Consider the following 24,634-nt stretch of genomic DNA (forward strand, 5'->3'; position numbering starts at 1 on the left):
TCTAATCCGTTAAAAACTATAACATCCATTTTGAATTTCTTAATGATCAGAACTTCTGATATATAGAATTTATTTATCACAAAATTTTAACCATTCACTTATTATTTAACCCGTAATTCTCATCATTATCGTTAACAACTATACAGTCTCATGAAAAAAGTTTACTCCCTTATGGTGATGTGCATAATAGTCTTATGCCTGTCCTATAACGAATCACACGCAAAAGTTTCTCTGACTCTTCCTGAAACTTCTTCTACCGGAACCACCACTGCTGATTGTGGATGCGACAACAATGCTTTAACCAACGGAAGTTTTGAAAATGGTAATACCGGCTGGACAACAAGTGGAAGTTTTGATACTAAAAACACAGCTTATAATGTCTGTGGAAATTATGCAACTGTTCTGAATGGCGCTGGAAGTATTTACCAGCAGGTTGCTGTTGCTCCAGGTGCCGTGGTTCGCTTCTCTGCATACGGTGGCTACCATGTAAAAAACGGCCAGACCTTTAAACTTTCATTTTATACTTCGGGTGGTGCGTTAATTAATTCTAACGCAACATCTGTTGCCGTTGACTGGGATGTTGATAAAGCTCCTAGTAATGGTCCCATATTAAAACAGTATGTATTGAATGCAACAGCGCCGGCAGGGGCTGCATTTGCGCGTGCTGAGGCTTACGGATCAGGTGATTACTTTAAGATCGACGGTGCTTGTGTGCAGGTAACGCGTCCTCCGGCTGATTGTGGATGCGACGACAATGTTCTGACCAACGGAAGTTTTGAAAATGGTAACACAGGTTGGACCACAAACGGAAATTTTGAAACTAAAAACACAACTTATGATGTCTGTGGAAGTTATGCAACTGTTCTAAATGGCGCGGGCAGCATTTACCAGCAGTATGCTGTTGCTCCTGGTGCGGTTGTTCGTTTCTCTGCATATGGCGGATATCACGTAAAAGCTGGGCAGACATTTAAGCTTTCCTTTTATAATTCGGGCGGTACATTAATTAATGCGAACGCAACGTCAGTGGCTGTTGACTGGGATGTTGATACTGCTCCTAATACTGGTCCAATATTAAAACAATACGTTTTGACTGCAACTGCGCCCGCAGGAGCTGCATTTGCTCGTGCTGAGGCCACTGCAACAGGTGATTATTTCAAACTTGATGGTGCTTGTATGCAGGTAACACCGCCTCCTGCTGATTGTAATTGTGATGGAAATACTTTGGTGAACCCAAGTTTTGAAACCTATAACACAGTAAACGGAAAACAAATTCCAAGTGGATGGAGCTCTTCAAATGATGCAGGCCAGATTTTCACTGACGATGATGCATATGCTGTTTGTGGATCAAAAAATGGTCTTTTGGGTACTTCTGGCGGAAGTTTCTGGCAGGATGTAAATACTATTCCTGGAAGCACGGCGGTATTGAATATCTGGGGTGGATACCATGTAAAATCAAGTCATAAATTCCAGCTTATTTACCTGAACGCGTCAAAAGTTCAAATTGGGGCAGTTGCAGCAGAAGCTACACTTAACAAAGCAGTTGAAGATCTTCCTGCAACAGGACCAAACGGAATGACGAAATATACTTTAACAGCTGGTGCTGCACCGGCAGGAACGTCATATATTCGTGTACTTGGATCTGCAACAGGAGATTATTTCAAAGTGGACAATGCATGTCTTAAAATTACTCCTCCGGTTTGTGAAACCTGTACAGGAAATGCCTTGTTGAATCCAAGTTTTGAAGATGGAACAAATAACTGGACAAAAACCGGAACTGGTACTTTTACAACGTCAACGGATTACGTAGTATGTGGTGTTAAATCTGCGAAATTAACTGACAAGGTTGCGATTTCACAGTCAAAAACTATTGCACCGGGAAATACAATTACCTGGTCTATATATGCTGGCTATGATGGTTCAAACGCTGGTTACACACAAACTTTGAAAGTTAAATTCTTAAACGGATCGACTGAGTTAACATCATCGACAGTGACCGTGACAATTGACAAAGCGGTAACGGCCGGAACACTTGGTTTGAAGAAATATACATTAACCAAACAGGCTCCGGCTACAACAACTTCTGTTGTTCTTGAAATTTCTACCAGTGCCGGTACTGTTTATTCTGATCTGGGTTGCTTTACTATCAAAACAGACACGCCGCTACCTGTAACACTTACAGATTTCAGCGTGAAAAAAGAAGGTACGAGCGCTGCACTTTCATGGAAAACCACTGCTGAAACCAACTCGAAATCTTTTGAAGTACAACATAGCCTTAATGGCAAAGAATGGGCTGTTTTAGGTTCAGTTGCTGCACAAGGTGAAAGTTTAGTTACAAAATCTTACAGCTATACACATGCTAGCCCTGCTAACGGAAACAATTTGTATCGTCTGAAAATGATTGATAACGATGAAACGTTTGCTTATAGCAGAATTGTTAGTGAAAATTTTGTTACAGATGAGTCCGCATTACTTTACCCAAATCCAAGTTCAAATTTCATGAAGCTGAGAAATGGCAAGGAACAAATTGCCAGCATTCAGATTTATGACATCAGAGGTGTAAAGGTGAAAGACTTCATTCCGAAAGACGGTGTTGATGTTGATATCAGCAGTCTGCCAGCCGGAAATTATGTAGTAACCTTTAAACAAAGCAATGGCCTGGTAACTAAACAGAAAATTTCAGTAATCAGGTAGTACCAAGCGTTATTAGTTTCAAATTCCTTCACCTGTTTGTTCGGGTGAAGGAATTTTTTGTTTAAATAAAGCCCAATAATCGATGTAAAGGATAAGACCGAATTCTCAATTCACTTTCCAATGTTAAGTTTTTCATATGATTATGATAATGTTACCTTTTTGGCAATTATTCCATTTAATTTTGTGTTACTGACTTCACGTTCAGGTTATAATCAGCAGAAACATTGAAGGATTTTAAGTATAATATTGAATCATCAGAACAAGCCGTTAATCTGGAAATTCCGGAAACTGGAATTCTTTCCAGAAAAGATTTCGGCGTTGATTTCAAATGGGGAACAGCAACGGCAGCGTTTCAGGTTGAAGGTGCCGTTACAGAACATGGCAGAGGACCGTCGATCTGGGATACTTTCACAAGTCAAAAAGGGAAAATCAAAAATGGGCATCATGCTGAAATTGCCTGCGATTTTTATAACCGGTATGAGGCAGACCTTGAACTTGTTGCGGAGCTTGGTTTTAAGGAATTCCGTTTTTCACTTTCCTGGTCCAGGATTTTGCCGGATGGTACTGGCAAGATCAACCAAAGCGGTATCGATTTTTACAACCGTATTATTGATAAATGTATTTCCCTAAATATTGAACCCTGGATTACCTTGTATCACTGGGATCTGCCCCAGGCGCTGGAAGATCGTGGCGGTTGGAAAAACAGGGAAATTATAAAATGGTTTTCTGAATATGTTTCGATTTGTGCGGATGCTTTTGGCGGAAAAGTTCGAAACTGGATTGTCCTGAACGAGCCAATGGCAGTTGCTGGCTTGGGTTATACCACAGGCATGCACGCGCCGGGGAAAAAAGGATTATTTAATTTTCTTCCTGTTGTCCATCATCTGGCTATGTGCCAGGCCGAAGGCGGACGGATTGTTCGTGATATGGTTCAGGATGCCTATATCGGTACTGCACTTTCCTGCTCGCATGTGCAGCCTTTTTCGCAAAGCGCAAGAGATATCCGCGCCGCCAAAAGAGCGGATGCGATTATGAACCGTCTTTTTCTTGAACCGTGTCTGGGCATGGGATATCCGGTGGAGACTTTCCCATTTTTGAAAGGAATCTCAAAATTCATGCTGGAAGGTGATGCAGAAAAACTAGCCTTTGATTTTGATTTTATCGGACTTCAAAACTACTTCCGGGTTATCGTAAAACATTCCTATTTCGCACCTGTTTTGTGGCTTGAAGAAGTATCGGCCAGGAAACGCAATGTTCCGTTGACGGCCATGGGCTGGGAAGTTGCACCGGATGGCATGTATGAAATATTGAAACAGTTCAGCCAGTATCCCAACATCAGGGAAATTATCATTTCCGAAAACGGAGCGGCTTTTGAGGATATTTTGGAAAATGGAATTGTTCAGGATATTAAAAGAATTCAGTTTTTTGAAGAATATCTGGCTAATATTTTAAAAGCGAAAAATGAAGGTGTGAAAATCGGCGGTTACCTGGCCTGGTCGCTGCTGGATAATTTTGAATGGGCAGAAGGCTATGGGCCAAGGTTTGGACTGGTGTATGTCAATTATGAAAACCAGGAGCGAGTTATCAAGGATTCAGGAAAATGGTTTGCCAGATTTTTGAAGGAATAGACTGTGGATCAATAATATTTTAAGGCGCTTCCAACCTTTTTTATTCAAACGGAATCTTGTAATTATAACAAAATTCCAAACCTTTCTGCCATGAAAATATTAGTCTTTTTACTCGCCTTATTCACTTTTACTGCCTGCACTGACGACAAACTTCCAACCGATGTCGTAATACTGGAAAGCGATGCCCAATGGGTTAACATGCTTGCGACGGATGGTTGCTCCTGGCATTTTGAAGTTCCGTCGGGAGATTCTCTGCTTTATTATTTGCCATCCGAAACTTCTTTAAAAGTGGTCGAAAAAGAGCTTGGGAAAAAAGAAGATTATTATTCTTTTACCAAAGTGCATATTCGTTATAGTCTTACGGATAGGAAAAAAGGTGTTGCCTGTGGTTGGGGTGCGACCGGGAATTTTACGGAGATTGAGGTTTATAAGATTGATAAAGAATAGTTTAAGAATCTAAGCGGTTTCACGCAAGCAGGTAAAAAAAGGGCAAATTTCGCAAAGTTAAAATCTTAGCGAGCTTTGCCCTTCTTTTTTGCTTTGCATTAAATCTTAAGAAAAGTTTTGAGACCCACGCAACCTCTATTTAACTTTTAACATCTTACCTCCAAACGACAAAGAAAACTTATTAGATCATGAAAAAAATTAATCTACTTTTAGCCGCATTCGTTCTATTTATTACAATTTCTTCCAATGCGCAGAATTCAGACGACAAGCCTTACGTCAGTAAAAATTTCACTAGCGCATCGCTTACTAATCTTAAAGTGGAAACTTCCGGCGGTTCCATAACCGTTGCCGGCGATCAGGCAAACGGTGTGAAGGTTGAAATGTACGTTCGTCCGAATAACTGGAACGGGAAAGTCAATCTGAGCAAAGAAGAAATTGAAGACAAACTTGAAGATTTTGATATTTTTATCGGTACCGAAGGCAGTGTTCTGAAAGCAACTGCTATTCGTAAAAACAGAAACGGCTGGGATAAAAACAGCGTTTCTATATCCTTCAAAGTTTCTACACCAAGAAATATGGCAACCAACCTGCGTACAAGCGGCGGAAGTATCCGTATTTCTTCACTTACCGGAGAACAGGATTTCAGAACATCAGGCGGAAGTTTGAAAGTATCTGATCTTGACGGCATTATCAATGGACAAACTTCCGGCGGTAGTATTGAAGTTGAAAATTGCAAAAAAGAAATCACGCTGGGAACAAGCGGCGGAAGTATCAAAGCGAGCGAACTGAATGGAAAAATTAATTTGCATACCTCTGGCGGAAGCATTACGCTGAATGGACTTGATGGTACAATTGTAGCCCAAACAAGCGGCGGAAGCATCAAAGGTGATGGAATTAAAGGTGATCTTGACGCCGGAACTTCGGGTGGATCTGTGCGCCTTGCCGGACTTTCGGGGAGCGTGAAAGCACATACAAGCGGCGGAAGTATGGAAGTTGAAATTACTCAGGTTGGCAAGTTTGTAGATTTGTCTACGTCCGCTGGGAGCCTTCGTGTGAATATGCCAATGGATAAAGGAATGGATTTAAATCTGAGAGGAAACAAAGTAACTGTAAGTTTGAAAAACTTTGACGGACAAGTTGAAAAAGACCGTGTTCTTGGAAAAATGAATGGTGGCGGGATTCCTGTTAATTTGTCAGCGAACGGTGGTTCTGTCTCTATTAATCAATAAAAACATTACTCGTAATCCTTGTCTTTTACAGGCGTTCGTCCCTGAACAAAAGTGTCCGTTATCGGACACTTTTGTTGTTTAATAGCTACTTAAAATATTGAATATCAGTTTGATATTATTTTGGCATAAGATTTACTCTAATGATTGATAATATGCAACCTATGAAATTCCGTTTGCCGGATTTCCTTTCCCTTAAATCTGTCGGTCATGTTCAAAAATTACATCAAAATCGCCTGGCGAAATCTTACGCGTAACAGTTTGTATGCTTTACTTAATGTGGCTGGTCTTTCCATAGGCCTGGCATGCGCGCTGATTGTCTTCTGGTTTATACGTTTTCAAACTTCTTTTGATCATTCGAATAGCAATATTGATCACATCTACCAGATCACGACGGAGTTTCATTCTGATGGCGTTTCCTATTCCCGCGGTGTTCCGGCTCCTATGTGGAAGGCGATGGCAGCGGAGTTGCCTCAATACAAATCCAGCATGTGTTTTGAGCAATCGGACGCCTTTATGGCCGCTTTGGATAACGGCGGGAAAGCTGTTAAAAAATTCAAGGAAGAAGGCCCGAATCTGGCGTTTGTCCAGCCGGAATTTTTCTCCATTTTCGATTCTCACTGGCAAATTGGCACACCAAAAACTTCACTGACCAAGCCGAATACTATTGTTATCAGTGAGAAAATGGCCAAAAAATATTTTGGTACTGAAAATCCGATTGGTAAAAGTATTCGCCTCGAAAACGAGCTTAATCTGGAAGTGACCGGTATCATCGACAATATCGCTGAAAATACAGATCTACCTTATGAGTTTTTTGTTTCATTTCAAACACTCATTGCAAACCCGAAATTCAATTACGGAGGTGCCGGACTAGACAACTGGGGTGGTGTTAATTCCAGAACTTTTTGTTTCCTTTTATTGCCTGAAAATGTAAATGTGAAAGGTGTTGAAAAACAAATGGCAGCACTGAACAAGAAATATCACAGTACCGATTTTGCCTTTTACAAACATCCGTTGATTCCTTATTCAGCCATGCATCATTCCGAAAATTATAACGGATCTATGCCTATGAAATGGATCTGGATCATGAGCGTGATCGGGATATTTTTGATTGTAACGGCCTGTTTTAATTTTATCAACATGGCTACTGCGCAAGCACTTAGACGTTCCAAGGAAGTTGGAGTTCGTAAGGCTGTCGGTGGAACAAGAAGTCAGGTTTTTATTCAGTTTATGACGGAAACTGCATTGATTACCGTTGCAGCCCTGGTCATTGGTTTTGTCCTTGCGATTCTGGTCGTGCCGCATATCAACAGCTGGCTTGATCAGCCTGGAACCTGGCCTGTAAACATTAATCTGGCAGACGGTTTGTTATGGATTTTCCTCGTATCGCTTTTTCTTGCTGTGGTACTTTTGGCAGGATCATATCCGGGTGGAATTCTGGCAGGTTTCAGGCCGGTTTTAGCTTTGAAAGGGAATATTTCAACACGACAAATCGGTGGAATTTCTTTACGCCGCGGATTAATTGTTTTCCAATTTGTGCTCATTCAGCTTTTGGTCATATGCACGCTGGTTGTCAACAATCAGGTTGATTTTATGTTATCACAATCTGTCGGTTATGAAACGAAAGGAATTGCAGAAATCAAGATTCCTACGCCCGACAAAGTAAATCAGTCCACTTTCAGACAAAGACTATTACAAATTCCAGGAATTTCGGATGCTTCATTTTGTCTGTTTCTTCCCACAACCAATTCCAATAATAACAGCAACGTTCAATTTGACACCCGCCAAAAGGAAGAATTGTGGAGCATGAATACCAAAAATGCTGATGATAATTATGTCAAAACTTTTGGGCTTCAATTTGTTGCGGGCGAAAATATTCCTAAAAGCGACACCATCCGTGGTTTTTTGATTAATGAAAAAGCAGTGGAACGTTTGGGGTTGAAAAATCCTCAGGATGTGATTGGTAAAAATCTTAAAATCTGGGGCGTAACAGCTCCGATTTATGGCGTATTGAAAAACTGGAATAATACTTCATTTAAAAGTGGCATCAATCCCATCGCGATTTTCACCTACAAGGATTACAACTATACCTGCGCCATCAAACTGAACACCGCCAATCTTCATCAGACCATGAAAAGTGTAGAGAAATTATGGAATGAATACTTCCCGGATTATCTCTACGAACAAGCTTTTATGGATGATAAAATTGCCAAAAGTTATGAGCTGGAAAACATGATGCTAAAACTGATACGCGTATTTTCCTTCATCGCGATTTTCATCGGTTGTCTTGGTTTGTACGGTTTGGTGAAATTTATGGCTTCGCAGAAAACAAAGGAAATAGGTGTCCGCAAAGTTTTGGGAGCCAGCATTATCAACATCATTGGTCTTTTTGGTAAAGAAATAGCATTACTCATTGTCGTTGCTTTTGTCGTTGCCGCTCCGCTGGGCTGGTATGTGATGCACGGCTGGCTGCAAGATTATGAATACCGGATTCCAATTGGTGCCGAAATCATGATCCTGGCCGTTACGATCACATTTATTGTGGCAGGTATCACGGCCGGATATGAATCGATAAAAGCCGCGCTGGTAAATCCGGTAAAATCACTGAAATCAGAATAGTTTACGCGACAGCCCGTCGGACGGCTTTTTCTGCCGTCCGACGGGTAATTAAAGTTGGAAAAGACTCAAAATTCCATCAGCCATAAAAATTTATAACCATGTTTCGAAACTATCTAAAACTCGCCTGGCGTCATCTCATCAATCAAAAGATGTATTCTTTTGTCAAAATCGGTGGTTTTGCCATTGGTATTGCGGCTTGTCTTCTGATAGCTCTGTTCATAAAAGACGAGCTCCGTTACGACAAAGATATTCCTTATCAGAACCGCACTTACAGAGTTGTCGCCGTTGAAAAATACCAGGGGGAAATAATACCTTATACCTGGCAGCAGGCCGGAGTCGCCAAAGTGATCAAAGAAGATTACCCGGAAGTTGAAAAAGCCGGAAGATTTTTAAATAGTGAATTATTCGGAGCGGGGCCAAATCAGGTAAGAAGATCGGATAAACTGCAAAATGCTTACGAAGAGCGCTTTGTATATATGGATCAGGATCTGATCAATATCTGGGGTTTGAAAATGCTGGAAGGCGATCAGGAACATGCTCTGGATGAGCCAAATAGTTTAGTCATTACCAAGTCAAAAGCGGACAAATTTTTTCCGGGCGAAAGTGCGATTGGGAAGATCATGATTATCAATGATGACGCATCAAAACCAAGAAAAATTACCGGTGTGATTGAAGATTTTCCAAAGAATTTTCACGTAGGTTTTGATTTTCTGATGACCATGGCCGGCGTTGTATTTTATGAAGGAGAACAAACCAACTGGCTGGCTACCAATTATCATACATATGTTAGGCTGAAAGAAGGAACGGATAAGCACAAGTTTGAATCGAAACTTTCTGCGATTACCAAAAAATATTATATGCCGCAGCTCATTGCAAGCGGACAAAAAGTGAATCCGGATCAAATTGAAGCGGATAAAAAATATGAACTGCAACCTTTTTCTGAAATCTATTTGAGAAATGGAGACATCCGCGATGGTTTGACACATGGTGATATCCGGTTTATCTGGCTTTTTGGCGCCATTGCTGGTTTTATACTTTTGCTTGCCTGTATTAATTTTGTCAACCTTTCCACTGCAAAATCGGCTAACAGAGCGATAGAAGTAGGTTTGAGAAAAACGGTAGGATCAGAGCGAAGTGGTTTGATCAATCAATTTTTGACGGAATCTTTACTGATCAGTTTTGTCTCGATTTCCTTGGGTTTTGTTCTGGCTTACGTTCTACTTCCGTTTTTCAATACACTTTCATCAAAATCACTGGTATTCCCTTTCACCGAATGGTGGCCGTTGCCGGTTCTAATTCTTAGTTCAGTTGCTATCGGGATTTTGGCCGGACTGTATCCTGCATTTTATTTATCCGGTTTCAAGCCGATCAATGTTTTAAAAGGACAATTGGTGAAAGGCAAAAAAGGATCGGATTTAAGAAGTGGTCTGGTCGTTTTTCAATTCACAACCTCTATCATTTTGATTATCGGCACGTTTGTAATTTACCGTCAGGTTAATTTTATATTGAATGCAAAAGTCGGATATAACAGAAATCAAGTCTTGCTCGTACATGGCACAAACACGCTGGGAGATAAGGTGGCGATTTTTAAAGAAGAAGTTAAAAAATTGCCGCAAGTGAAAAATGCGACAATCAGTGATTATTTACCGATAAAAGAAACAAAGCGTAATGGAAATCCATTTTGGCTGGATGGAAAAACGAAGGAAATGGCCTCTGTCAGCGGGCAAATGTGGGTAACCGATTATGATTATTTAGAAACCCTGGGGATGAAAATTGTTCAGGGAAGGAATTTTTCGAAGGATCGAAAAACGGATGAAAAAGCCGTTATCATCAATCAAAAACTTGCAAAAGAGCTTGGGTTGAAAAATCCTGTCGGGCAATATGTTACAAACCAGACCAATAATGGCAATAAACTTGAAATCATCGGCGTGGTTGAAGACTTTCATTTTGAATCCATGAAAGATGATATTGATCCGCTTTGTATGACCTTGGGTATAAGTCCATCCATTGTTTCGGTTAAAATCGGTACTTCTGATACGAAAGGAGCCATCGAATCCATATCAAAAGTCTGGAATTCATTAGCGCCAAATCAGCCAATACGTTACACATTTATGGATCAGAATTTTTCCAAAATGTATGATGATGTAAACCGGATGGGACAGATTTTTAGCAGCTTCGCGATTTTAGCAATTATCGTAGCGTCACTGGGATTATTTGCACTTTCCGCTTTTATGGTAGAACAACGCAGAAAAGAAATCGGAATCCGGAAAGTCCTGGGCGCATCAATACAAAGTATTCTTGGATTATTAACCCGGAATTTCCTGATTCTGGTACTTATTTCGGCCGTCATCGCATCACCAATTGCCTGGTATATCATGCAAAAATGGTTGCAGGATTATAAATACAGAATTGACATTACCTGGGATATTTACGCCATCGCCGGAATTCTGGCCGCCGCCATAGCGGTACTAACCGTAAGCTACCAAGCCATAAAAGCAGCCCTGATAGATCCTGCAAAAACCTTGAAGAGTCAATAACAATATTTCCGGTTCCTTCCTGCGTCTGAAAAGCCGTAAGATGGAGCCGGCCACCCGTCCGACGGCTTTTTCTGCCGTCGGACGGGTAATAAAAACTTGAAACAGGCAGCAAACTGACCGGTGTCGAAAACTTGAACGAGCAATAAAATAAGCCTATCGTTCCCCAAATAAATTAGCCAAAAAAACCATAAAGAAATGCTTAAAAATTATCTTAAAATCGCCTGGCGGAACGTGCTTTCCAGTAAGCTGTTCTCTTCCATTAATGTATTTGGTCTGTCCGTCGGAATGACCTGCTGCATGTTGCTTTTGCTTTATATCCTGAGCGAAACTTCCTTCGACAAACATCAGGAACATGTCAGCGACTTATATCTTTTGCGAAGTGAAAACGTCCAGTCCAATGGCGACAAAATGGATAATCCGAGAGCTCCTGCACCTTATGCGCAGGCTGTAAAAGCAGAATTCCCGGAAGTGGAACAGGTTACAAGACTTTGGGGGAATTTCCTTGAAAGTAAAACTTTACTGAAAACTTCTCAGCCAGGAAAACCGGAAAAATCGTTTTACGAAACAAACGGATTTCATGTGGATTCCACTTTTTTCGATGTATTTACTTACAAATTTATAGAAGGTGATGCCAAAACTTCGATGAATGATCCGCATTCTGTGGTATTGTCGGAAGATGTTGCGCACAAATTATTTGGTAACGAATCAGCTTTAAATCAAACAATTCGTATTGGCGGAAAATCAGGTAATAATGAAGATTTCAAGGTTACCGGCGTATTCCGCGATGAAAGTGCAAGATCACATATTGATGCGCGTTATTTTGTTTCCATTCACTCAGGTTGGGTGGGAGATTACCTGAGACAGCCGGATCTGGATTTCACAAATAACAACATGTTCTATACTTATTTGAGATTGAAACCCGGAACAAGTGCTGAAAAATTCAGTAACAAACTACCATCTTTTATCGAAAAATATGCGCGTAAAGATTTAAGAATAGCTGGTTTTGATAAAAAATTATTTCTTCTTCCCGTAAAAGATATTCACCTTTTTAACAAAATTGACAGAATAGTAACCTCCACCACAAGTACAACTTACCTGTACGTACTTGCTTCCATCGCACTTTTTACCTTACTGATTGCCTGTATCAATTTCATGAATCTGGCAACGGCCCGTTCTGCGAAGCGTGCAGCCGAAGTAGGGATTCGTAAAGTAATGGGAGCTGGAAAAGGCGGTTTGATCGGTCAGTTTCTTGGAGAATCCATGGTGCTTACTTTCCTGGCTCTGATTCTTGCCATGGCTTCTGTCGTTGTTTTCCTTCCCGTTTTCAACCAGCTTGCGGATAAAAATCTGGATATTTCCGAATTATTCAAACCGGAAATTGTGCTTGCATTTATTGGTCTTGCCATTGTTACGGGATTATTGGCTGGCAGTTATCCTGCATTTTATCTATCGGTTTTCAATCCTTTGGATGTGATCAAAGGTAAGTTTGTCAATTCTGTTTCCGCGACAGCTTTAAGAAGAGGTCTGGTCGTTTTCCAGTTTGTTATTTCAATTGGCCTGGTAGTAGCAACGATGGTGATTCAGGGACAAATTAAATTCATGCAGGAGCGGCCGCTTGGTTTTACAAAGGATCAGCAAATCGTAATTCCGTTAAGAAGCAAAGAAGCTAAGAAAGCTTACAATGTGCTCAAAAATGAAATTCTTCAAAACAATCAGGTTTCGGCGGCTTCGGGCACTTCTTATTATCCGGGAATTATCAACCCAAGTGATATGTCGGTTTTCCTTCCCGGACATAGTGTCAATGACGATGGTTTGGTTAAAACAAATGGCGTTGCCGCCGATTTTATGAAAACAATGGATTTCCAGATGGCTGCGGGAAGAATGTTCTCGCCGGAATATCCGGCTGATACCAATAACAAGATTGTAGTCAACGAAGCAACTTTACGGAAATTTGGAATTCCGCTCGACAAATCGATTGGTCAGAAGCTCAATTTCAACATGGGAGAAAAGGAAATCGGGTCACTTGAAATTGTTGGTGTGGTGAAGGATTTTCATTTTGAAGATTTACATAAAGTCATTGTACCCTACGCGTTTTTCCTCAATAGTGATACCAATTTCAACTACATCATAGCGCATGTCAATACAAAAGATGTAGGCACGGTTCTTCCTTTTCTGGAAACAAAATGGAAATCGTTTGTCCCGGATGAGCCATTTTCTTACATGTTCCTGAATGAAGATTTCCAAAGCAATTATTCTGCTGATGCGCGTACGTCACGTATTATTAACACATTCACAGTCATTTCAATTCTGATTTCCTGTCTGGGTTTATTTGGACTTGCCGCCTTTGCAGCGCAACAAAGAACTAAGGAAATTGGTGTGAGAAAAGTGTTAGGCGCGTCCATTCCAAGTATTGTCGCCTTGCTTTCTGGTGATTTTATAAGACTCGTTCTGATCTCTATTCTGATCGCCACGCCGCTTACCTGGTATATCATGGGGAAATGGCTTCAGGATTTTGCTTACAGTATCAAAATGGAGTGGTGGATGTTTGTTGCCGCAGGTATTTTGGCTATTATAATTGCTTTACTAACAGTAAGTTCGCAAGCAATAAAAGCAGCTTTGACCAATCCTGTGAAATCACTCAAATCCGAATAATTAAACAATCCCCGGAGATTATAATTTTTAAAGGATTTTCACTTTTTTCTAACCTATACTAATCATGATCAGGAATTATTTAAAAATCGCTTTCCGGAATCTGATCCGGAACAAGGTTTACAGCACGATCAATATTGCTGGACTCGCTATGGGTATCGCTGCCTTTCTTTTGATTCTTGAATATGTAAGTTTTGAGAAAAGTGTCAATCAGTTTCATACGAATCTGCCCGAAATGTATCGTCTCATTAATCTGGATGCAAAGGGTAATACCTGGGCAGAAGTTGAACCGGGTTGGGCGCCAAGGGCGAAACAGAATTTTAACGAGGTGAAAGATTATTGCCGTTTTTCAGACGATGTTGCAAAAGGCATTGTAAAAAGAGAAGGAAATAACTCCGAGTCTTTCAGAGAAAATAACATAGGTTATGCTGACGGGAATTTCTTTAGTTTTTTCAGTTTTCCGGTTATAAAAGGAAATAAATCATCCTTGAATCAACCAAAAACTGTATTTATTACTGATAAAATCGCTGCTAAATATTTTGGAAAAACAGATCCGATTGGTAAAATTCTGACACTTTCGAATCAGTTTGGTACCTTATCTTATTCCGTTGAAGGTGTTTACAATGCTCCTGAAAATTCTGATATCAATCTTGATATGGTGTTTTCATTGAAGACTTTGGAAAATCCGGCAAACCTGAACGGGAACGACTGGGCGGCTGTGAATAATATTGATGACCAATACATCAATACTTTTTTATTGCTTGATAAAGGAACAAATTACAAGTCCCTGGAAAGCAAACTTTCTACATACAGAAATGCGCAGAAAACGGACAAAGATGGTGTTCAGTTTCGTTTGCAGCCTGCCGTCAATATCCATCTGGCCGAAAAATTCAGTGATACTTACCAGACTTCGGGAAATGTAAAATATGTTTACACGCTCGGTGCGATTGCGTTTTTGATCCTGCTGATTGCGTGGTTTAATTATATCAATCTGTCAACTGCAAACTCACTCAAACGTGCCAGTGAAGTGGGTGTAAGAAAAGTAATTGGCGCCACTCCGGGGAATTTGATCGGGCAGTTTCTGGGCGAATCTGCTTTGATGAATTTGTTGAGTTTCTCTGTCGCGATTTTGCTTGTCTATATGCTTCAACCGTTTTTTAACCAGTTGATTGGTAAGAATCTTTCACTGGAAATTCTTGGCAGTTCGTCCGTCTGGATTATTGGATTAAGCGTTTTTCTTATTGGTATGCTGGGATCAGGAATTTACACGGCTTATGCTTTATCGAATTATAATCCGGTAAAAATCCTGAAAGGAAAACTTACTAAAACCTCACAGGGTGCTTTCTTAAGAAAGTCATTAGTGGTTTCGCAGTTTAGTATTTCAATCGCTCTGATGCTGGTGACGATTGTAATTTATAGTCAGCTGAAATTTATGCAAAACCAGAATCTGGGTGTGAAAACAAGTCAGCTGCTGGTGATACGCGGACCGGAAATTGGCAGCGACAGTACTAATAAGATCAGAAAAGCAGCTTTTTGGAATGAAATCGGCGAGCAAAGTTTTGTAAAAGATTATAGTTTGTCGGGCAGCGTTCCGGGTAACTTTTATAATTTCAATACTTCCGGATTTACACAGCCAGGCTCGAAAGCAGGTGATGAATTGGCTTTATATGCCTTTACAATCATTGGTGACCGGTATTTAAATGTCTACGATATAAAGTTGAAAGCCGGAAGGAATTTTACGCCGGAAGAAACGAAGGTGGAATGGAATCAGAATTCAAAAGTGATCATGAATGAAACAGCCATCCGGCGGCTTGGATTTGAATCAGCCGAAGATGCTTTGAAAACGAAGATAAAATGGGATGAACGTTATCTGGAAATCATCGGTGTTGTAAAAGATTACCATCATACAGGTTTGCAAAAAGCGATTGATCCGATTATCTTCTATCCGCAAAACAGCAGTCAGTACATCACCATCAGCCTTACTGCCGATAATATGCAGGAAAAAATTGCCAGACTTGAAAAAATCTATAAAAGTTATTTTACCGATAATCCGTTCGATTATTTTTTTGTGGATGAGAATTTTAATAAACAATATGTTTCCGAACAGCAGTACAGCCACATTTTCACAACAGCATCCGTCTGGGCAATTTTCATCGCCTGTCTCGGGCTTTTCGGACTGGCTACTTTTACGGTTGAAAACAGAAATAAGGAAATTGGAATCCGGAAAGTGCTGGGTGCTTCGGTGGTTAGTATCGTCGGACTTTTGTCAAAAGATTTTCTGCTGCTGATCGTCATTGCCATTGTTATTGCCAGTCCGCTTACTTATTATTTCATGCAAAAATGGCTCAGCGAATTTGCATATCGTATCAATATTTCCTGGTGGATCTTTGCAGTTGCAGCGGGCTTATCGCTCTTGATTGCGGTCCTTACCATTATGTTTCAGGGAATTAAGGCGGCACTTATTAATCCGGTAAAATCGCTTAAATCAGAATAAGAAACGGTTTCCAGGTTTCACGCAAAGCAAATAAGAAAAAACGCAAAAGACACAAAGAATAAACTTAGCGAACTTTGCGCTTAACTTTTTTGCTTTGTGTGAAAAACAAAAGGCATGTCAATCAGAATAAAAATCCCAAATATGTTCAAATCAATTTTTGTCATAATTTTCATTTTTGCAGGTTTAGTTTGTAGGGCACAAAAGGTCATTGAGCCTGATTTATCTGCCTTGCTTAAAGCGCATAAAATTGTTGCCGTAAATCGTTCAATTACGGAAATCATGGTAGGTGAAAAGAAAAAGGTTCTTCATTTCGATGCGAAACCCAGCACTGGAATTGCATGGATTGATGACCTCAGATTTTCAGACGGAATTATCGAGTTTGACGTAAAAGGGAAAAATGTATTGCAGCAAAGTTTTGTCGGTATCGCCTTTCACGGTTCGAATGATAGTACTTATGATGCAATTTATTTTCGCCCGTTTAATTTTAGATCCACTGAAACAGAAAGGCGAAATCATTCCGTTCAATATATTTCCCTGCCAAAATTTGACTGGCCGCTTTTGAGAAAAGAACATCCAAATCAATACGAAAAACCTATAAATCCGGCACCTGAACCGGAAGGCTGGTTACATGCGAAAATAGTTGTTGACGGCCTGGATGTTAAAGTTTTTGTGAACAACAGTACTGAGCCAAGTTTAGTTGTTAAAAAGCTCGGGAATAGTAATAAGGAGAAAATAGGATTTTGGGTTGGATATGAGTCGGATGGAGATTTTTCCGATTTGAAAATAACGCAAAAATAACATTGTAATCGTCCGTCACTGAACAAATTGTTCGATATTGAACACTTCAATTTTAACTAAGTGTTTGATAATCAGATATTGTAAAAAATGGAATAGTTTTTTGCTATTAGCTTTGTAATCACTCCAAAGTTATGCTTAAAAACTATTTCAAGATCGCGCTTCGAAATTTACAACGAAGCAAAGCTTATGCTTTTATCAATGTGCTTGGTTTGGCCCTGGGCATAAGCTGTGCTATTCTGATTTTTGTACTCGTCAGATATCATTTAAGTTTTGATAACTTCCATTCCAATTCTGACCGGATTTACCGGGTACTGACTGAATTTCATAATGAAACTGTGAGTAAGGAGAGTGGTGTTCCCGCACCTTTGGGAAAGGCAATACGTAATGATTTCGGTTTTGCTGAAAAGACAGCCAGAGTTGTTGCCTATGGTGATCAGCTGATCTCAATTCCCGGCTCCAAGGATAACAAGAAATTTGAAGAAGAAAACGGTGTAGCTTATGCTGAGCCGGATTTTTTTGATATACTAAATTTTCCTTTGTTGGAGGGAGATAAAAAAACGGTTTTGACTGAACCGAATTCCGCGATCATCACACAAAAAATTGCGGAAAAGTATTTCGGTAAAACAAATGCGATTGGTCAGGTGATCCGTATCAATAATGAAACGAATTATAAAATCACAGGTATTTTAGAGGACTTGCCGGTTAATACGGATCGTAAACAGGAAATTTATCTTCCATGGGAAAACCTGAAAGACGAAAATCCCTGGCTGGCCAAAGATGATAGCTGGATGGGGGTTTATTCAGGATCCAATTGTTTTGTTTTGCTGAAAAAAGGCATAACACAGGCTATGGTTGAGAAAGCACTTCCGGCAATATCCAAAAAATACTATCCGCCTAAAGATGCAGCCGGCTGGCAATTTAAGCTTCAACCTTTTTCCGACATTCACTTCAATGCTGAACTGGGCGGTTATATCGAAAAGAAAAACCTTTGGGCATTGTCTTTTATCGGTATTTTTCTGATTGTAACGGCGTGCGTAAATTTTGTAAATCTGGCTACTGCGCAGGCTTTAAGCCGCTCAAAAGAAATCGGTGTAAGAAAAGTTTTGGGCAGTCTGAAATCCCAGCTTTTCTGGCAGTTTATTTGCGAAACAGCATTAATTACATTTTTCGCACTGCTGATCGGACTTATTCTTTCTTACCTGGCACTGCCATATGTGAATGAATTGTTCAAAGCGCATTTGGCCATTTCACTGATTTCTGATCTTACGTTGATACTATTTTTAACAGGATTAGTCATTACAGTTACTTTCTTTTCTGGCTCTTATCCGGGATTAATTCTTGCTGGTTTTCAACCAATTTTGGCCCTGAAAGGCAAAATATCTCAAAAAAGTGCAGGAGGATTTACATTAAGAAGAGGCCTTGTGGTCACACAGTTTGCCATTTCCCAAATCTTGATCATTGGTACCATTGTGATCGCTAACCAGATGCGTTTTTCTCAAAAATCAGATCTCGGTTTCAATAAAGACGCCATGGTAATGATACCGCTTCCGGTTACGGATCTTTCCAAAATGAGTACACTTAAATCCAGAATTACAGAACTTCCCGGTGTGAAATCGGGTACTTTCTGTTTTGCTGCGCCGGCTGCGAGTTCTAACAATACAACAGGACTGCGTTATGCGGCACGTGCTGAGGACGAACAATTTGGCATCAATATGAAAAGCGCGGACGATCAGTATATCAAAACCTTTGGCTTGAAACTGGTTGCCGGGCGTAATATTATGCCGTCTGATACTTTGCGTGAATTTGTTGTAAACGAAATGCTGGTTAAAAAGCTAAAACTACAATCAGTTGATGAAATCATTGGGAAACAGATCAGTATCAATGGAAATACTCAAAAAGCGAGGGTGGTTGGTGTAGTAAAAGATTTTTACAATTATTCATTCCGGAGCAATATTGAACCGGTCTGCATTATGGCCAACTACAAGGGTTACCGGAATTATGCAGTTAATATTAATATGGCCAATATGAAGCCGACGCTGACTGCCATTGAAAAAATTTGGAATGATACGTATCCGGAATACGTTTTCAAATCAGCTTTTCTGGATGATAAAATCGCTGAATTCTATGAATTGGATAGGATTATGCTGCAATTGATCCAGTTCTTTGCCGGCACAGCAATTTTTATCGGCTGTCTTGGATTGTATGGTTTAGTTTCATTTATGGCTGCTCAAAAAACCAAGGAAATTGGTGTGAGAAAAGTTTTGGGAGCAAGTATCGGAAATATTGTCTGGATGTTTGGGAAAGAATTTGTCCGGCTTTTACTCATCGCATTTGCCATTGCTGCACCTTTGGCCTGGTGGGTAATGAATGGCTGGCTGCAAGATTTTAAATATAGAGAAGAAATAGGGGCAGGGATTTTCCTTCTGGCCATCGGTGCCACATTATTAATCGCTGCGCTGACGGTCGGTTATAGGTCAATCAGTGCTGCGTTGATGGATCCTGTCAAATCACTAAAATCGGAATAAGTTTAAACCTGATCTATTAGTCATGCGGTTTTACCAGATTGAAAAATTTGGTAAAACCGCTTCGGTTTGTAAAAAGGGCTAAACGAAATACTCACCACTTAACTAAAACTGCTCAGCTATGCTCAAAAATTATTTTACCACGGCCATACGCTATTTATTGAAGCAAAAAGGATTTTCAATCATTAATCTGATTGGTCTTACCATTGGTATGAGTGTCTGTTATTTTGCTTTGTTGTTTGTACGTTTTGAGCTGAGCTATGATACTTATCATGAAAAATCAGACAGGATTTATCGTCTGGTTACGGATATCAAAACCGACCATGGAACAGATCAGTTAAGTAGTACGGCGACTATGGCGCCAGCAATTCAATCCGCTTTCCCGGAAGTTCAGGCATCCACGAGGATTTTCCTTGATTACCTGATTATTCAAAAAGATAAAGAGCAGTACAGTGAAGAAAAGGTAGCTTATGCGGATTCGTCAATATTTTCAGTTTTTACTTTTCCATTATTAAGCGGAAATCCAAAGGAAAGTCTGAATGTTCCTTATTCTGTGATCTTGTCTGAAAAATCGGCACGTAAATATTTTGGTGAAGAAAATCCGGTTGGTAAAACTTTGAAAGTCAACGGAAAAGAACAGGCGGCAGTCACCGGCGTCATGAAAGATATTCCTGATAATTCACATTTTAAAGTTGATATGCTTTTTTCGATGTCAACATTGGGTGAAGAATGGATGCAGAACTCAAAACGATTTTTCTTTTACACTTATTTGTTGCTGCCTGAAAATCAGAACCCCACCGTGTTGGAAGCAAAATTTCCGGGTTTTGTAAAAGAACATATTGATCAAAGTAAAGGTCAGTATTCATTGGCGTTGGAACCATTAAAAAGTGTTTATCTGGATGCAAAACCGCGGGGCTCCAAAACGGGTAGTTCGGTGTCAGGAAATCGTAATCATGTTTATATTTTTTCATTTGTCGCGGCATTTGTACTTTTTATAGCCTGCTTCAATTTTATCAATCTGACCACTGCTTTGTCCATTCAACGGGCTAAGGAAATTGGTGTTAGAAAGGTTTTGGGTACTACAAAAGGTCTTTTAATTTTTCAGTTTTTGATTGAAGCGCTGGTTTTGGCTTTTACTTCCTTTCTGCTTTCAATATTATTTTGCAGTCTGTTTTTGCCTTATTTTAATGATTTGGCAGGGAAAACAGTTAGTACCAGTATATTCCAAAATCCTGAAAATCTGGGGATATTGTTTCTGATCGCTGTTATTATCGGCTTGCTTTCCGGCATTTATCCTGCGTTTTTTCTATCCCGTTTTCAGCCTGTCAGTATTCTTAAAGGCGGATTTATTTCTGTTTCAAAAGGAATTGCATTTCGAAAAGCGTTAGTCATAACCCAGTTTTCGATTTCAATAATTCTGATCGTTGCAACTTTTGTGGTTTACAGCCAGCTTCATTTTATGCAGAATCAGGAATTGGGATTCAAAAAAGATCATATGCTGGTTGTTGATTTCCAATATGACAATAAGATTACGAATCATGAAGAGTCGATAAAAGATCAGTTAACAAAAATTCCGGGGGTAACAGCGGCAACAATTTCTTCCAGTATTCCTGGCAAATCGAATCACATTTATCCTTCAAAACTTGAAAATAAAAGCAGCGACATGCAGGATTTTCAGCTGGATACTTATTTTGTCGATTATGATTTTTTGAAGCAATATGAGATTTCAGTGATTGCCGGAAGGGCTTTTTCAAAACAATTTGGATCGGATTTAAGGGAAACTATTTTGATTAATGAATCGGCGGTAAAAAGTCTGGGTTATGCAAATCCGCAGGAAGTGATCGGGAAACGATTTTCACAATTGAACGTCAATGGGTTGGTGATTGGTGTGGTTAAGGATTTTCATTTCCGTTCATTTCAGGAGCAGGTCCAGCCGTTGATGCTTCGCATCTCACCAGGATTTTTCACTTTTCTTACTTTAAATGTTTCAGCCGAAAACATGCCTGAGCGAATTCAGCAACTGGAAAAGAAATGGAAAGAGCTTGTGCCTGATTTGCCGTTAGTTTATTTCTTTGCCGACGAAGCTTACAATAATCAATACCGTGACGAGCAGCGATTTGGTAAATTATTTATCGGATTTGCAGCCTTTGCTATTCTGATTTCCTGTCTGGGATTATTGGGATTATCGGCCTTCACCATTACCCGCCGAACCCGTGAAGTTGGTGTCAGAAAAGTGATGGGTGCTTCCGTATCTGGAATTGTTGGTTTACTGTCAATTGATTTTATTAAGATGGTAGTAGTTTCCATTTTAATTGCTTCACCACTTGCATGGTATGGCATGAACCGATGGCTGCTGGAATTTGCTTACAGAATTGAAATTTCCCCTTGGATTTTTGTTTTAGCCGGTTTTATCGCTTTATCAATAGCCATTGCTACGGTAAGTTTTCAGGCAATTAAAGCCGCTTTAATGAATCCGGTAAAATCGCTGCGCTCGGAATAATGTGGATTGGCCGTTCCGGACTTCATCATTTCAACAATAAAAAATTATTTTTTGTGGGAATCGCGAAAAGGATACTTCGGTTTATTGGCTTATTTTCTGGCATTATTTTAATATCCCTCTGGATAAAATAATCATCAAAACTATGGCTGATAAAACATTAAAGGATGTAAGCAAAATCATGAAGGATATTGATATTTGCATGTTAAGTACAACGACAGCGCACGGAGCATTGGCATCGCGGCCAATGAGTAATAATGGAGAAGTAGAATATGACGGAAATTCCTATTTCTTCACCTGGGAAGGTTCACGAGCGAGTAAGGATATTGAAAAAAACAATCACGTTAATCTGGGTTTTCAGGGTAAAAATGATATTTACATTTCAGTTTCCGGGAAAGCCGAACTGAGCACTGAACGTAAAGAAATGGAGGATCACTGGCTGCCGGAACTGGATCAATGGTTTGAAAAAGGACTGGATACGCCAGGTGTCGTGATGATAAAAGTGAAAGCAGATCGTATCAAATATTGGCAAAAAGAAGAAGAAGGCGAAGTGAAATTGTGAGAAAAATGCCCTCGGCATGACCGACATTGTAGCCAGGGGATTTATCCACTGGGTTGGGATATAAAATGCCATCGGCATAACTAATATTGTCGCCGGGGAATTTATCCCCTGGGTAGGATATAAAATGCCATTGGCATGACCGACATTGTAGCCATGGAATTTATCTCTTGGTCTGGGAACATAAAATGCCATCGGCATAACTAATATTGTCGCCGGGGAATTTATCCCTGGGCTGGGATATAAAATGCTATTAGAGTAACCGACACTGCAACCTGGGAATTTATTTCCTGGAAATTCTGGTAATGGATTTGTTTGAAATGGTACGTTGTCATTATTAATTATTTTGATAAAACCGAACAAAGCTGTTCGCTATCGAACATTTTATTATAAATAAAATATTTTAAATAATTGCAAATCAAATACTTATTTTCTGGCATCTATTTTTTAGTGTTTGAAGTCCATTAGATTTCATTCAGAATCATACTGGATAGGTTGCTGGTAATACAATAGTGGTTCTGACCATTGTCGGGACCACTATTCATCAAACGGCAGCCATCAAAAAAGAGCCATGAAAATAAAATATCGTTAGATTTTCCATATAGAGGAAAAAGCAAAATGCCAGAATCAGGAATTTCCCGATTTTGGCATTTACTTTTATTTCAAAAGATCAGTTTGCCGGATCAGCCGGTGTGCTTGTATTATTCTGGCGTTCGTTGGTTGGATAAGGATACCAGTCGCGGTTCCGTTCCGTTGCCGGACGTCCGAAGCGACGGCTGTCTTCCAGTTTCAAACCAGACATGAATAACTCAATACAACGGTTTCTGTAAATCTCAGTTAAAACCGAAGCAGCATCAGTACCACCTGTGTAAGCAGGTAAAGCAGCACCAATTCCCCAGGCATCTGTTGTTTTAGTACGGACTTTGTCCAATTCGATAATGGCAGAAGCGAGAGGGCCTTTTCTGGCTATTACTTCTGCTTTGATCAGCATAACTTCTCCTGGCAAATAAACGGGAATCTGCGCTGTGTTAGCAGTGAAAAAGCCGGTTCCCAGATTTTTGGTAGGTGCAGCAGTTTGCGTGTAAAAGTTTACACGTTTGTCGGCAGCATCAGGTTTCAATGCATCCGGCAAGCCAAGTGCAGTACTGATCGGTTCCGTTACATTTCTGTTTCCAAACGAACTGAAAAATATTGGGTTCTGACTAACATCATCATAGTTAAAGGCTGATTTTTTTGTCAGATCAACTTTGTTTGCTGCGGTCAATGCTTTGTCATAATCACCCAACATCAAACTGTAACGCGCTATCAAAGCCTGGATCGTATTGGGCATATCGATACTGTTTACAACCCGCGTTGTAAAGTCAGATGATGGCGGCGTCGTGGCAATAGAAGCGGCCGCTGTTTCCAAAGTAGCTACCGCTTCTTTTAAAACTTCTTCCCTTGTATTAAAAGTGATATTTGTTCCGGTCCCAATTGGCGCCTGCTGCCAGAATTCTGCCAGATCACCCAAAGCCAAAGCCCTGAAAATAGATGCGTAAGCAAGAATTCCGCTTTTTAATGCCGGATCGCCTGCCTTGTCAATATTTTTCAAAACAATATCCGCGTTGGATTTCGTCAGGTGACTTTGTGCCCAAAGTGAAGTAATCACAGCGTTGCTGCCCTGCACGTTTCCTGAACCTTTGCTTAATAAATCAAGATCTGTGTTTCCTGCATTTAGTACCAGCAATTCTTTTGTTGTAAGTCCGTTGGCCGAAATCATGGAATAAACCACACCGCCACCACCTACACTGTAACGGTATTGTAGCCCGTTGGCAAGTGCCACAAGTCCGTAAACATCGTTTACAACCTGCGTTTCACTGGCCGCACTTGGGTTGAGAAATTCTTTTTGCTCACAGGAACTGAATGTTAAAATTCCTGACGCCAGAATCGTATATATAAGTGTTTTTTTCATGTCAATAAGATTGTGT

Annotated in this window: 13 protein-coding genes; 12 read left to right on the top strand and 1 reads right to left on the bottom strand. The window is 40.1% G+C overall.

From position 1 onward, the window contains the following. Window positions 1–150 precede the first annotated feature (150 nt). From IEE83_RS03435 to IEE83_RS03490, 12 genes are all read left to right on the top strand, one after another. Window positions 151–2,691: a T9SS type A sorting domain-containing protein gene (locus tag IEE83_RS03435; protein WP_194119225.1), complete on the top strand. Its 2,541-nt coding sequence runs from the start codon at window positions 151–153 to the stop codon at window positions 2,689–2,691. A gap of 224 nt (window positions 2,692–2,915) precedes the next feature. Further along, entirely contained in the window at window positions 2,916–4,319 is a 1,404-nt protein-coding gene (locus tag IEE83_RS03440; protein WP_310588467.1) for a GH1 family beta-glucosidase, read from the top strand. 90 nt (window positions 4,320–4,409) lie between these two features. Continuing rightward, window positions 4,410–4,766 carry a hypothetical protein gene (locus IEE83_RS03445; protein WP_194119226.1) on the top strand — a complete coding sequence of 119 codons (357 nt, stop codon included), beginning with the start codon at window positions 4,410–4,412 and terminating at the stop codon, window positions 4,764–4,766. A 188-nt stretch (window positions 4,767–4,954) separates the two neighbouring features. Further along, window positions 4,955–5,995, top strand: coding sequence for a DUF4097 family beta strand repeat-containing protein (locus tag IEE83_RS03450; protein ID WP_194119227.1), 1,041 nt, complete (start codon window positions 4,955–4,957; stop codon window positions 5,993–5,995). A gap of 207 nt (window positions 5,996–6,202) precedes the next feature. Continuing rightward, complete coding sequence (locus tag IEE83_RS03455; RefSeq protein WP_194119228.1) at window positions 6,203–8,611, top strand: ABC transporter permease; 2,409 nt, start codon at window positions 6,203–6,205, stop codon at window positions 8,609–8,611. A gap of 98 nt (window positions 8,612–8,709) precedes the next feature. Further along, window positions 8,710–11,148 carry an ABC transporter permease gene (locus IEE83_RS03460; protein WP_194119229.1) on the top strand — a complete coding sequence of 813 codons (2,439 nt, stop codon included), beginning with the start codon at window positions 8,710–8,712 and terminating at the stop codon, window positions 11,146–11,148. A 195-nt stretch (window positions 11,149–11,343) separates the two neighbouring features. Further along, window positions 11,344–13,800, top strand: a complete 2,457-nt coding sequence (locus IEE83_RS03465) for an ABC transporter permease (protein ID WP_194119230.1) — start codon at window positions 11,344–11,346, stop codon at window positions 13,798–13,800. A gap of 64 nt (window positions 13,801–13,864) precedes the next feature. Continuing rightward, a complete protein-coding gene (locus IEE83_RS03470) occupies window positions 13,865–16,291 on the top strand; it encodes an ABC transporter permease (protein WP_194119231.1) in 2,427 nt (808 codons plus the stop codon). Window positions 16,292–16,432: 141 nt separating this feature from the next. Further along, window positions 16,433–17,089, top strand: coding sequence for a hypothetical protein (locus tag IEE83_RS03475; RefSeq protein ID WP_194119232.1), 657 nt, complete (start codon window positions 16,433–16,435; stop codon window positions 17,087–17,089). Between the two features lie 131 nt (window positions 17,090–17,220). Further along, window positions 17,221–19,614, top strand: a complete 2,394-nt coding sequence (locus IEE83_RS03480) for an ABC transporter permease (RefSeq protein WP_194119233.1) — start codon at window positions 17,221–17,223, stop codon at window positions 19,612–19,614. 118 nt (window positions 19,615–19,732) lie between these two features. Further along, window positions 19,733–22,111, top strand: coding sequence for an ABC transporter permease (locus tag IEE83_RS03485; protein ID WP_194119234.1), 2,379 nt, complete (start codon window positions 19,733–19,735; stop codon window positions 22,109–22,111). 142 nt (window positions 22,112–22,253) lie between these two features. Further along, window positions 22,254–22,670, top strand: a complete 417-nt coding sequence (locus tag IEE83_RS03490; protein WP_194119235.1) for a pyridoxamine 5'-phosphate oxidase family protein — start codon at window positions 22,254–22,256, stop codon at window positions 22,668–22,670. A 667-nt stretch (window positions 22,671–23,337) separates the two neighbouring features. Here IEE83_RS03490 and IEE83_RS03495 read toward each other — a convergent pair. Beyond that, window positions 23,338–24,618 carry a RagB/SusD family nutrient uptake outer membrane protein gene (locus IEE83_RS03495; RefSeq protein WP_194119236.1) on the bottom strand — a complete coding sequence of 427 codons (1,281 nt, stop codon included), beginning with the start codon at window positions 24,616–24,618 and terminating at the stop codon, window positions 23,338–23,340. Between the last annotated feature and the right edge of the window lie 16 nt (window positions 24,619–24,634).

Source organism: Dyadobacter subterraneus (assembly GCF_015221875.1).
Lineage (GTDB): Bacteria > Bacteroidota > Bacteroidia > Cytophagales > Spirosomataceae > Dyadobacter > Dyadobacter subterraneus.